Annotated in this window: 11 protein-coding genes; 5 read left to right on the top strand and 6 right to left on the bottom strand. The window is 62.4% G+C overall.

Annotated features, from left to right (window positions below; all coding sequences use genetic code 11):
- The first annotated feature begins 63 nt into the window (after window positions 1-63).
- The 5 genes from erpA (at window position 64) to NKJ35_RS10400 (ending at window position 2,541) form a co-directional block, all read left to right on the top strand.
- The gene (erpA, locus tag NKJ35_RS10380; RefSeq protein WP_254818314.1) at window positions 64-411 is read left to right on the top strand and encodes an iron-sulfur cluster insertion protein ErpA; all 348 of its coding nucleotides are present in this window, start codon (window positions 64-66) and stop codon (window positions 409-411) included.
- Between the two features lie 37 nt (window positions 412-448).
- Window positions 449-928: a hypothetical protein gene (locus NKJ35_RS10385; RefSeq protein ID WP_352646730.1), complete on the top strand. Its 480-nt coding sequence runs from the start codon at window positions 449-451 to the stop codon at window positions 926-928.
- Between the two features lie 2 nt (window positions 929-930).
- Entirely contained in the window at window positions 931-1,320 is a 390-nt protein-coding gene (locus NKJ35_RS10390; RefSeq protein WP_352647048.1) for a VOC family protein, read from the top strand.
- Between the two features lie 30 nt (window positions 1,321-1,350).
- Window positions 1,351-2,145: an exodeoxyribonuclease III gene (xth, locus tag NKJ35_RS10395; protein WP_352646731.1), complete on the top strand. Its 795-nt coding sequence runs from the start codon at window positions 1,351-1,353 to the stop codon at window positions 2,143-2,145.
- Between the two features lie 78 nt (window positions 2,146-2,223).
- Window positions 2,224-2,541 carry a hypothetical protein gene (locus NKJ35_RS10400; RefSeq protein WP_254818311.1) on the top strand — a complete coding sequence of 106 codons (318 nt, stop codon included), beginning with the start codon at window positions 2,224-2,226 and terminating at the stop codon, window positions 2,539-2,541.
- Window positions 2,542-2,565: 24 nt separating this feature from the next.
- Here the strand turns inward: NKJ35_RS10400 and NKJ35_RS10405 are convergent, their stop codons facing one another.
- The 6 genes from NKJ35_RS10405 to NKJ35_RS10430 form a co-directional block, all read right to left on the bottom strand.
- A complete protein-coding gene (locus NKJ35_RS10405; protein WP_023678939.1) occupies window positions 2,566-3,402 on the bottom strand; it encodes a tetratricopeptide repeat protein in 837 nt (278 codons plus the stop codon).
- Window positions 3,389-5,113, bottom strand: coding sequence for a dihydroxy-acid dehydratase (gene ilvD / locus NKJ35_RS10410; RefSeq protein WP_352646733.1), 1,725 nt, complete (start codon window positions 5,111-5,113; stop codon window positions 3,389-3,391). The genes NKJ35_RS10405 and ilvD overlap by 14 nt, the downstream gene beginning before the upstream one ends.
- 276 nt (window positions 5,114-5,389) lie before the next feature.
- Entirely contained in the window at window positions 5,390-6,610 is a 1,221-nt protein-coding gene (locus NKJ35_RS10415) for an OmpP1/FadL family transporter (RefSeq protein ID WP_352646735.1), read from the bottom strand.
- Window positions 6,611-6,990: 380 nt separating this feature from the next.
- A complete protein-coding gene (locus NKJ35_RS10420; RefSeq protein WP_352646737.1) occupies window positions 6,991-9,774 on the bottom strand; it encodes a valine--tRNA ligase in 2,784 nt (927 codons plus the stop codon).
- A 392-nt stretch (window positions 9,775-10,166) separates the two neighbouring features.
- Entirely contained in the window at window positions 10,167-11,057 is an 891-nt protein-coding gene (locus tag NKJ35_RS10425; protein ID WP_352646738.1) for a DUF2497 domain-containing protein, read from the bottom strand.
- A gap of 199 nt (window positions 11,058-11,256) precedes the next feature.
- Window positions 11,257-12,648: a TolC family outer membrane protein gene (locus tag NKJ35_RS10430; protein ID WP_352646740.1), complete on the bottom strand. Its 1,392-nt coding sequence runs from the start codon at window positions 12,646-12,648 to the stop codon at window positions 11,257-11,259.
- Between the last annotated feature and the right edge of the window lie 104 nt (window positions 12,649-12,752).

Here is a 12,752-nt window from a genome sequence, read left to right on the forward strand (position 1 = left end):
GCAGTTGACTTGCCCCGTCGCGCTTCATACCTATCATACGAAACCGAATGCAAGGTGACGCCCATGGGCGCTGATGCCAAGACCGCCATGAAAGTCGAGATGACCGACGCCGCCGCCAGGCGGATCGCCAAGATTGTGGCGAGCGAAGCCGGTAAGACGGCGCTGCGCGTTTCGGTCGAGGGCGGCGGCTGTTCCGGCTTCTCCTACAAGTTCGACCTGGTCGACAGGCGCAATGACGACGACGTCGCCATCGAAAAGGACGGCGCCACCGTACTTATCGACGACCTGTCGCTGGTCTACATGGGCGGCTCGGTAATCGATTTCGTCGACGATCTGATGGGCCAGTCGTTCCAGATCAGAAACCCGAATGCGGTCGCCTCCTGCGGCTGCGGCACCAGCTTCAGTATTTGAAAATATGAAGCCGCTCCTCGAGGGCCTTGAGGATCCGATGACGGTCCTTGTCGCCCGCGAGATAGAAGCAATTTCCGATGTCGATATCGTTGGTTGGGCCAACCATCACAAGGCAGCTCGGGTCTACGCAGACGATGCTGACTATGTGCAGCTCGTGCGGTGCAATCCGCGGAATGCCGTTAATCTTGCGAAAGCTCATGGCCATTTGAGATCGCTGATCGCGCGGTATTTTCCCGATTTCAACGACAAGTCCGATGAAGCCAAGGAAATAGCACGTAAGCTGTTCCTTCGACGCATTCGGACTTACCTTGACAGCGACCTGGAACCCTTTCAGGTCTGCCGTATGGTGTCGCCGATCGAGGACAAATACGATTTTCCACACTGGCTTGGAGACCTTTACAACGGCTGTGATTGGATGGACGAGAATGCAACGCGCGAGCAGGCATCGCACCTGCGATGGATGATAGAGCAAACACTCGCGGAAAATGCCGAACCCCAACCTTTCGGGAGTGAATGAGCATGCGCCGTGTCGGCGCGGTCCGTCAGGTCGCGCTTTCCGCCGGGCGCGACCTCGATGCGACGCTGGCGTTCTGGCGCGAAGTGCTCGGCATGAGCCTGCACGCGCGTTTCGACCCTCCGGGCATCGCCTTCATCCTGGCCGGTGACGTGCGCCTGCTTTTCACCGACGGCCTGCCGGCCGGCACCGTCTATCTCGATATATCGGGCCTCGAAGAATTCCACGCTTCGGCAAAGGCCGCCGGCATCCCCTTCACCGCGCCGCCGGCGCTCGTTCATCGCGACACCGAAGGCCTGTTCGGCCAAGCCGGGGAAAGCGAATGGATGGCCTTCCTAAAGGACCCGGCAGGCAATACGATCGGCCTTGTCGAACGTCATCCACCGGATCGCTAGTCTCCGGATCACCAGCCTATCGAGGCCGCCATGAAAATCGTCACCTGGAACATCAACGGCGTTCGCGCCCGCATCGGCAATTTGACCCATTGGCTGACGGAAAGCGCGCCCGACATCGCCTGCCTGCAGGAGATCAAGACGGTCGACGAGCAGTTTCCTCGCGCCGAGATCGAGGCGCTCGGCTACAATGTCGAGACTTACGGCCAAAAAGGCTTCAACGGCGTCGCCATCCTGTCGAAGCTGCGTTTCGATGAGATCAATCGCGGCTTGCCGGGCGACGATGCCGACGAACAGGCGCGTTTCATCGAGGGCGTGTTCTCGACCGACAAGGGCGCCTTGCGCGTTGCCTCGATCTACCTGCCGAACGGCAACCCGATCGACGACGAGAAGAAGTTCTCCTACAAGCTTTCGTGGATGTCGCGACTTGAGCGCTGGGCCGAGGAGCGGCTTGCTCTGGAAGAGCCGCTGGTCCTGGCCGGCGACTACAATGTCATCCCCGAGCCAATCGACGCGAAATATCCGGAAAACTGGCTAAGCGATGCACTGTTCCAGCCCGCGACGCGGCAGGCGTTCCGGCGGCTGAAGAATCTCGGCTTCACCGAAGCCGTGCGTGCCGTCACCGACTCCGCGGATGTCTTTACGTTCTGGGACTATCAGGCCGGCGCCTGGCAGAAGAACAACGGCATCCGCATCGACCATTTGCTTCTGTCGCCCGAAGCCGCCAACTGGTTTTCCTCGGCTTCGATCGAGAAGCAGGTGCGCGCCTGGGAAAAACCCTCCGACCACGTGCCGGTGGCGATCGATCTGGCGCTGCGGCCAGCCTGACCCGGACCTGCTGTCCGGCGGCACATTGATAAGTTGACCTCTTCTCGCCACAAATCGCGCGCTTGATGGGAAATCATCATGGTGGCTGGGGTTCCCATGACTACTCGATTTGCACTCTGCCCGATTGGCTGCGCGCTTGCGATGGCGGTGGCGACCCCGGCTTTTGCCGATGCAGAGTGCCTTGCCAACGGCAAATCATTCCAGATCGGCCGGGTCGCCTGTCTGACGCCTGCCGGCCAAAGCTACCTCGCCCGTTGCGAGATGGTGCTCAACAACACGTCCTGGACAAAGCAGCGGGATGGATGCCCGGAGGACACGCCGGCCCCGCATTTGCAAGGCACGCCGATCTCAACGCCGGCGCCCAGCGGCATGCCGGCGGAACCGAACGAGAATTGATCTCAAAACGGAATTTCTGCCGGCCTACTGGTCGCCGCCACCCTTGGTGAGGATGTCGTCGGCCAGCGAGATCGCGGTGCGGCGGTCGGCTTCGCCGGCGGCGGCAAACGCTTCTTCCTGCATGCCGCGGATCCATGGCTGGTCGGCAGGTGAGGCCCGTTCGAGCGCCGCGGTCATCATCGCCAGCCCCCGCACGATCTTGCCGCTTTGGAAGAGCAGATTGCCGAGCGTCGCCTGCGCGCCCGCATGGCCCTTTTCGGCCGCCAGCTGGAACCAGCGTCCGGCCTGCTTGACGCTGGCCTTGACGCCGCCCTCACCCTTGAGGAACATCTGGCCCATCTCGAACTGGGCATTCGGATTGCGGTAGTTGGCGGCGGCACGCATGTAATATTCCTGGGCCGCCACCTCGTTCTCCTCGACGGGGCTGCCGGGAATGCCCTTCCTCAGATAGTCGCCAAGCGCCACCAGTGCGTCCGAAACATAGCTTTCCTCGGGCGAACCGGGCTCGACATCCTGGTCGACGATCTCTGAGAAGAACTTGAACGCCGCGTAGTCGTCTCGCGCCACGCCATCGCCTTCGGCATACATGCGCGCAAGCTTCCAGGTGGCGCCGATCTGGCCGTTCTCGGCGGCATATTTATAGGCTTCCGCGGCCTGCTCCTTATGGCCGTTTTTGTAGGCGGAAAAGCCGAACTGGAACACCGCCCACGGGCTCGACTGCGGCTTCACGCCGGTCTTGTCGTCGAACACCTTGTCGTCGAAGGCCATGGCCTGGCCGACGGCGCCCAAGGTCGCGCCAAACGTGGCGAGCGCAACCAGTGCCGAAAGAACAGACGACCTCAACAACTCAGATGTCCGCATAGCAGTGTGTTTCTTTGGCACCGCCGGGATGGGTGACCGCGCCGTCGCGGGCAGATCCGACCGTCTGTGCGTATTTCCAGATCGCGCCCGACTGATAGTCGGTGGTGCGCGCCTTCCATGCCTTTGCCCTCGCCGCCAGTTCGGCTTTGGACAATGCAACCTCGATCGTGCCGTTCACCGCATCGATCGAGATCAGGTCGCCATCCCTAAGCAGCCCGATCGGGCCGCCCACTGCCGCTTCCGGTCCGACATGGCCGATGCAGAAACCGCGCGTTGCGCCCGAAAAACGCCCGTCGGTGATGAGCGCCACCTTGCCGCCCATGCCCTGGCCGTAGAGAGCCGCCGTCGTCGACAGCATTTCGCGCATGCCCGGGCCGCCGCGCGGACCCTCGTAGCGGATGACGAGAACCTCGCCTTCCCTATAGTTGCGATGCGTAACCGCTTCGAAACATTCCTCTTCCGAATCGAAGCAGCGCGCCGGACCCGAGAATTTCAGCTCCGTCATGCCGGCGACCTTCACGATCGCGCCTTCGGGGGCAAGGTTACCCTTCAAGCCCACGACCCCGCCGGTCTGGGTAATCGGCCTGTTGGCGGGACGGACCACATCCTGGCTGTCATTCCAGGAAACATGTTCCATATTTTCGGCCAAAGTGCGGCCAGTCACCGTCAGGCAATCGCCATGAAGGTAGCCATGGTCGAGCAGCGTCTTCATCAAGAGTGGAATGCCGCCGGCCTCGAACATGTCCTTGGCGACGTACTTGCCGCCCGGCTTGAGGTCGGCGATGTAGGGTGTCTTCTCAAATATCCTGGCCACGTCGAAAAGATCGAACTTTATCCCGGCCTCGTGCGCGATCGCCGGCAGATGCAGCGCCGCGTTGGTCGAGCCGCCGGTGGCCGAGACCACGGTCGCGGCATTTTCCAACGCTTCTATGGTAACGATGTCGCGCGGGCGGATGTTCCTTCCGATCAGTTCCATGATCTTTTCGCCGGAAGCGAAATTGAAGCGGTCACGCATCTCGTAGGGTGCAGGCGCGCCGCAGGAATAGGGCAGCGCCAGGCCGATGGCCTCAGCGACGGTGGCCATGGTGTTGGCGGTGAACTGGGCGCCGCAGGAGCCGGCCGAAGGACATGCGGCTTGCTCGATCTCGAGCAGCTCGGCGTCGCCGATGGTGCCGACCGAGTGCTGGCCCACCGCCTCGAACACGTCCTGCACGGTGATCTGCCGGCCACGGTAGCTGCCGGGCAGGATCGAGCCGCCATAGATGAAGATCGACGGTACGTTGAGGCGCACCATAGCCATCATCATGCCGGGCAGCGACTTGTCGCAACCGGCCAATCCGACCAGCGCATCGTAGCAATGGCCGCGCATGGTGAGCTCGACCGAGTCGGCGATGACCTCGCGCGACACCAGCGACGACTTCATGCCCTGATGGCCCATGGCGATGCCGTCGGTGACGGTGATGGTGCAGAATTCGCGTGGCGTGCCGTTGGCCGCCGCCACGCCCTTCTTGACCACTTGCGCCTGGCGCATCAGCGAGATGTTGCAGGGTGCGGCTTCGTTCCAGCAGCTGGCGACACCGACCAGCGGCTGCGCGATCTCGGCCGCCGACAGCCCCATAGCATAGAGGTAGGAGCGATGCGGCGCCCGCTCGGGACCAACGGTCACGTGGCGGCTCGGCAGCTTGGCCTTGGAGATCGCTCTGGTGTCCATACTCGTCCTTGCCGCGGGCGGTGCGGCCTGCCTCTTCGCCTAGCCTTTTGGCGCGTGTCCCGAGACAAATTCGAGGTGCGCCGCGTTTATGGCGGGAAATGGGCAATGTTCCCGGGCGGCCGGGTGGCGCGAGGGTTGTTCAGAAACTGTTGCCAAAACGTCACAATTACAGGAGCGAACATCTTGGGGGCAATTGTTGCGCCGCCGAATGCCGGACGAGCGCCGAATGAACCGAGCGGGCAGTGCCCGGCCGTTTTGTCGTTTAAAAATCCGTAGTTAGAACTTGATCTTAACGGAAGCCGAACCGGCGAGAAGCAGGTCGTTGTCGTAAGTGTAGGTGACCGCATTTGCCTCGTCGCCGACACCGCTGAAAGCCGATGACCCGCTCGTCAGCACACCGATCGAGCCGCCGAGCCTGACCTCGACCTGATCATTCGGCGAATAGGAGACGCCGCTGGCCACGGCCCAGGTATCCGACTGATAGCCGGAGGTCGTCGAGGTGCCGCGATCCCAGGTCAGCGAAACCACGCCCGACAATTGATCGGTGAACTTGTGACCGATGCCGCCGGTGACCGTCCAGCCGTCGCGATAAAGCAGATCGAATGAAACGGGCGAGGGAGCACCGGTTACCGGACTGCGCACGCCATTGATGGCAATGACGCCAAGCTTGCTCCACTCCTGCCAGCGGACGGAACCAAAGGCCAGCCAGCCAGGAGCTATGCCGCTCTGCAGCTTGAATTCCAAAGCTTGAGGTATCTCAGCCGACGCCGAGACTGGGTACACGCCGGTAGAGCCGGGAATCAGATCCGCTGGAAAGGCGCCCCTGAAGCCGGTCGTGTCGACGGTTCCCGACAGCCCGTCATATTTGTAGCTCGAAGAGTACATCAGGCTGGCGCGCAGAGCGATCTCGGGGATCTCATAGGCTGCGCCCGCACGCCAACCCCATGCCTCGTCGGACAGCTTGAAGACGCCGAGGCCGGTATTGCCGAAGGCGAGCAGTGTCTGGCGGGACAGAAACGCGTCGACCTGTTGGTACGAGACACCGCCGATGAACCGAAAGGCGCCCTTGCCGACGTTCACCTTGTAGGAACAGGTAAGACCGAAATCGTTTGTGTCGACGGCGTATTTGACCGCTGTCGGCGAATAGGAGTTATTGGCGCCGAAGTTTGCATCCGCACCATACGGTTCCGTATAGGTCGCAAGACAGTCCACCGGTTCAAAGAGGTTGGCCTTTAGCCCCACATGCGGCACTGCATAGTCGCCGCCAACATCCACCGCCGACGTCGACAATCCCGAGCCATCGAGACGCTGCACATTCTTGAGTTTGCGCTGTGGCGAAACATAGGTGACGCCCGCATCGAACGAATAAGGCGCCGCGTCGAACAGCTGGTCGATGTTGACGCCGCCCCGGTCAAAGCCCCCGGCTTGCACCGTCCCGGCAAAAGCCAGCGAAAAAGCCCCCGCGCCCAGCAGCACTTTCAGACGCGAACAACACATGAATCTCCTCCCCGAAATGTCCTTGCATCAAGCTGAACCAATTCAGGTTAACGGCGCAACAACGAATTCGCCGTGCGTACATGTATACCTTAGCGGACCGCATTTCCGACAAGGTGTCGGCCTTCTTACCGAGGCAGGAAAATGGCCGCCTCAATACAAATCGACGAGAAAACTCGGGAAAACCGCCTAAATCACCAGGGAACAGGGAATTTTGCCTGCCCAGCCGGCCATTGTTACATTATGGCAACAATGGGGCAAAAACATTCAATTTGCCTCAAGATTTACGCTGCGGAATGCCTGTTTTCGTGGCAGGCGGCGTAGCTGGAAAGCAGATTCGTGAACGGCGAATCTATTGTAGCCAGCCGGCCCAGTTTGTTTGATCAGCCCGCATCGCGCACCCGCGCCAATGCGACCGAAAGCTTCTCTTGCGCCTCGCGATATTCGGCGAGTTTTTCACGCTCGGCCTCCACTACCTCTTCCGGCGCGTTGGCGACGAATTTCTCGTTGGACAGCTTCTTGTAGAGCCGCGCTATTTCCTCGGTCACCTTGGCAAGCTCCTTGTGCAGGCGCGCTGCCTCGGCGGCAAGGTCGATCAGGCTGCCGAGCGGCAGACAGATGGTCGCCTCGTTGACGACGATCTGGGCGGATCCCCTGGGTGGCGCCTCCGCTAGCGAGATGTCGCCGACCCGCGCCAGACGCTTGATGGCCGAGCCCTGACGCTCGAGCCTTTCGCGTGTCGTTTCGTTGGCGCCGATCACCACGAGCGGTGCGATCGCCGCCGGCGGCACGTTCATCTCCGAACGCACCGAGCGGATGCCGGAGACGAGATCGACCAGCCAGTTGATGTCGGCGGCGGCCGCCTCGTCCTCGAAGTCGGGCGACGGCCAAGCCGCATGACAAAGCAGCGACGGCCGTTGCCTGCCCTCGCCGGCGGTTTCGGCCCACAGTTCCTCGGTCATGAACGGCATCATCGGATGCAGCAGCTTATAGATCTCGTCCAGCACGAAGGCGACGCATGCCCTGCTCTCGGCCTTGGCGGCCTCGTCGGCGCCCATGAACACCGGCTTCAGCAGTTCCAGATACCAGTCGCAGAACTGGTTCCAGACAAACCGGTAGGCAGCACCCGCCGCCTCATTGAAGCGGTACGAGGTGATGCCGTCGGTTATGTCGCGCGCGGCTCGCGTCAGCTCCGTCAGGATCCAGCGGTTGACCGCCAGCTTGGCGTCCTGCAGCCAGAAATCGTCGTCGCGCGCCACTTCGTTCATCTCGGCGAAGCGCGTCGCGTTCCACAGCTTGGTGCCGAAATTGCGATAACCTGCAATGCGGGCCGGATCGAGCTTAACGTCGCGCCCTTGCGCTGCCATCACCGTCAAGGTGAAGCGCAGCGCATCGGCGCCGTATTCGTCGATGAGCTCGAGCGGATCGATGACGTTGCCTTTCGACTTCGACATCTTCTGCCCGTTCTTGTCGCGAACCAGCGCATGGACATAGACGGTATGAAACGGCTCCTGATCCATGAAATGCAGGCCCATCATCATCATGCGGGCGACCCAGAAGAAGATGATGTCGAAACCGGTCACCAGCACGTCGGTCGGGTAATAGGTCTTCAGTTCCGGCGTCTGGTCCGGCCAGCCAAGCGTCGAGAACGGCCACAGCGCCGACGAGAACCATGTATCGAGCACGTCCTCGTCGCGGGTCAGGATCTCGCCAGGCTGGAAATTCTCGAGCTTGTCCTCGACCCAGGCCTTCCACGGCCCTTCCAGCGCCAGATAATATTCGACGGCGGCACCGAGGGCTTCTTCCTCGGTCTTTTCGACAAAGACATGCCCGTCCGGCCCATACCAGGCAGGGATCTGGTGGCCCCACCAGAGCTGGCGCGAAATGCACCAGGGCTGGATGTTCTCCATCCAGTCGAAATAGGTCTTTTCCCAGTTTTTGGGCACGAAATTGGTACGGCTCTCGCGCACCGAGGCGATCGCCGGCTTGGCCAGTTCCGCCGCATTGACATACCATTGGTCGGTCAGAAACGGCTCGATCGGCACGCCGCCGCGGTCGCCGTGCGGCACCGTGTGGCGATGCGGCTCGACCTTCTCGAGAAAGCCGCCCGCCTCCATCAACTCGACGATCTTCTTGCGCGCGTCGAAACGGTCCAGGCCGTCGAGGCTGTCCCATACGGCCTGGTGCTCCGGCGTCACTTCCAGTCCGGCGAGAAAGTCCTCATTGTCCTTGAGGCTCACCGCCGCATTGACGGTGAGGACGTTGACCGCCGGCAGCCGGTGGCGCTTGCCGACCTCGAAATCGTTGAAGTCATGCGCCGGCGTGATCTTGACCGCACCGCTGCCTTTTTCGGGATCGGAATACTCGTCCGCGACCACCGGGATCCTGCGGCCGACGATCGGCAGGATGAGTTTCTTGCCGACAAGATGCCGGAAACGCTCGTCGTCGGGGTGGACTGCGACAGCCGTATCGCCCAGCATCGTCTCCGGCCGGGTCGTCGCAACGGTGATGAAGGTCTTCGGATTTTCCGGATCGAAGGTCATGCCTTCGATCGGATAGCGGAAGTGCCAGAGGTTGCCGTTGACTTCCTGCTGCTCGACCTCGAGATCCGAGATGGCGGTCAACAGCTTCGGGTCCCAGTTCACAAGGCGCTTGTCCTTATAGATCAGCCCTTCCTTGTAGAGCGTCACGAACACTTCGAGCACGGCCTTGGACAGGCCCTCGTCCATGGTGAAGCGCTCCCGGCTCCAGTCGGCCGAGGCCCCGAGCCGCTTCAGCTGGTTGAGGATGGCGCCGCCGGATTCTGCCTTCCACTCCCACACCTTGTCGATGAACTCATCGCGCGTCAGGTCGCGGCGGTGGATCTGCTTTTCCATCAGCTGGCGCTCGACCACCATCTGCGTGGCGATGCCGGCATGATCCATCCCCGGCTGCCACAGCACGTTTTTGCCGCGCATGCGCTCGAAGCGCACCAGAATGTCCTGCAGCGTGTTGTTGAGCGCGTGGCCCATATGCAGCGAGCCGGTGACGTTCGGCGGCGGGATGACGATGGTGAAGGCTTCAGCCCCCTCCTCGGCCCCGGCGCCGGCCCGAAACGCGTCGGCCTCTTCCCAGATCCTGGCAATCTTCGGCTCGACGGCTTTGGCGTCGTAGGTCTTTTCGAGCATGGGAAAACGGTCCGCGCTGTCCGGAATTTGTGGTCCGGTGTAAATCGGAAGGTTGTTGCCAAGTCAACCGCAAGGGCGGCATGGCCAATAGATAGCGCCGGGATGGTTCGGTGCAACTCGCGCAACTGAATGTTGCAAGGCAATCGCTTCAGGTTTGCGCCGCCCCTCATTGCCCTGCCGGGCATTTCTCCCCGTATGGTGACGGGGCGAAAGACGCCTGTACTGAAAGCGTTCGCCAATCACAAACGTTGCGGAAAAGGCGCCGCGGTTGCGGTCAGCTCCTTCTTCCTCTCACTATGCGAGGAGAAGGTGCCGGCAGGCGGATGAGGGGCAGCCCCGACTTCGACAATTCGCCGGTCGAGCCGCCTATCGGCGGCGTCTCCTCCGAACTGCTACTGTGCGCCGCGCGCGACGCGCTCGATTTCCTCGCGCACCAGCCGCTCGACCAGCGTCGGCAGGTTGTTGTCCAGCCAGTCCTGCAGCATGGGCCGCAGCATCTCCTCGGCCATCTCGTCGAAGGTCTTCTTGCTGCGGCTGGCAAACGCGTCGGAAAGCTCGCCGAAGGCGGCGGCAACCTGCCGGCCCGTATGCTCCGAAAGGATCGCCGGACGTGCGGGCGGCGGCTCGCTCGCCGCCGGACGCGCAAGTCCGATTTTCGAAGACTCCGGGCCGATTTTCGAAGATTCCAGGGCGATTTTCGAAGGTTCCGGGCCGAGTTTCGAAGGTTCCGGCTCAATTTCCGAAAGCTCCGGCGCAGGTCCAGCAGTCGCCTCGTCCTCGAAAACCTCGGCTTTCGGCTCGGCGTCCGGCGTCCGGGGTGGCTCGGCGCGCTCCGGCTTGGTCATCGCGTCGCCGACCGCGGCGATCTCGCGCCGCCAATCGGCAATGATGGTGTCGGTCGTCTCGCCAGCGTTGGCCATCGCAGGCCGATCCGGCTTTGCGGCCGGTGCGGGAGCGGCGTTCACCTCAGCCAGCGTCACCGGTGCTTTTACCGGGCCGGGGCGGAGCGGCGTTTCCAGGCGCTCAATGACCGGCGCGGCCGTTGGCTGCACCTCGGCCCGCGTGGCCGGCTTGGCGATCTCCAGTCCGCCGCGCAGTTCGGAGCTGAACGCATCCGCCTCCGCTGTGCGTCCGGCTGCCGGTGCCGGTTGCAGATCCTGGCGCAGCTCGTCCGCTTCGCCCGGCTGCTTGCGGCCGGTATCGCTGTCCTCGATGATCCTTCTGATGGAAGCCAGTATCTCTTCCATGGAAGGTTCGCGCTGTACGCTGCTCGCCGTCGCCATCGTCACATCCGCCGCCCTTGTGACTCGTTCTCAGATTTCCTGTCCGGCAAACGCCGGATTCGAATCATGGCAACAGCGTAACCGACGGAACGCCTTGCGAGAATCCCCAATGTGGCGACATCTCGGATTTCAACAGATTAGGGTCGGGAGTTGAAGCCCGCGCGTCGTTCGAGCGCGGGCTGAAGACACGGCCTGGCGATCAGCGGCCGTCCGGCGTGCGCAGGCCGATCCACTTGTCCTTGACGGCATTGTAATGCTCTTCGGGCCTGTACTTCGTCACATTGAGCGCAAGCCGGTCTGCCGACAAATGGCCAACCGCCGAGAGGATGGCATAGCTTGCCACCACAACGTCGCGTTCGGCGCTGACAAGATTGATCTTGGCGGTGATGAGGGTTGCCTGCGCGTTGAGCACGTCGAGCGTGGTGCGCTGGCCGACATTGCGCTCTTCGATGACGCCGTTCAGGGCAAGCTGTGCGGCGGCGACCACCTGCCGGTTGGCCGTGACGCTTTGCTGCGCGGCGGTGTATTGCGACCATGCCGAGGTCACAGCCTGGCGCACTTGGTCGCGACTGACATCGACCTCGATACGGGCCTGGCTGAGTGATTCCTTCGACTGGCGAACGGTCGCCGAGGTCCGTCCGCCCGAATAGATCGGCACGATCAGCGTGGCGCCGATGTTCGCCGACGTCCTGGTGCCATCCTGCGACGCCCCAAGGACGCCTGGAACCGTGTTGCGATAGTCGCTGGAAACGCCGGCGCTGGCCGAAAGCTGCGGCAGCAGCGCGCCTTCGGCAGACTTCACCGAAAACGCCGCCGCATCGACCAGATGCGCGGTGGCAAGGATGGCCGGATGCTCGGCCGATGCGATCGCGATCGCCGCATCGAGACTCGACGGCAACAGCTTAGACACCGGCGAAGCCGGCCTGAGCCTGCCCGGCTCGTCGCCGACGATCTGGCGGTAGGTCGCAGCGCTTGCCAGCGCCGTCGCGCGGGCGGCGCTCAACTGCGCCACCGCGGAGGCACGCTGGGCGTCGGCTTGCGCGACGTCGGTGCGCGTACCTTCGCCGACGTCGAAGCGCGACCGCGCCGCACGCGCCTGTTCGGTCAGGAATTGCAGGTTCTGTTCGGTCAGCACCGCAATCTGGCGGTCGCGGATCACATCCATATAGGCGCTCGCTGCGTTGAATAGCGTGTTCTCTTCGGTGTTGCGCAGGCTTTCGAACGAAGCGCGGACCCGCGCTTCAGCGGCAGCGACGTTGTTCTTGGTCTGGAAGCCGTCGAACAGGGTTTGGTTGATCTGGACGCCAAAGTTGCCCGTGGTTATGCGCGCGGTTCGACTAGTACCATTGACGTGGGTGCTGGTGTAGTCGATGTCCGCGGAACCCGTTACGGTCGGGCGCCAGCCGGACTTGGCGATGGCAACGCCCTCGTCGGTGACGCGGACGCCGGCGCGTGTCGAATTGAGCGAGGAATTGTTCTGATAGGCCTTTGAAAGGGCCCCGAGAATGGTTTCGGCCGAGGCGGCCATTGGAGACAGCGCGGTCGCCGAACCGAGGACGGCGGTAAAAAGTAACTTGCGTACAGACGGCACGTTATATTCCCTCATTCGTTTTGCACGGGAACTGCGCCACGCTGGCTTCTCCTTCTGATCAGCCGGCGCCGCGTTTTTTATCGTTCCCCCGCTGAAAGCCCCAG

Source organism: Mesorhizobium sp. M0136 (assembly GCF_040322515.1).
GTDB lineage: Bacteria > Pseudomonadota > Alphaproteobacteria > Rhizobiales > Rhizobiaceae > Mesorhizobium.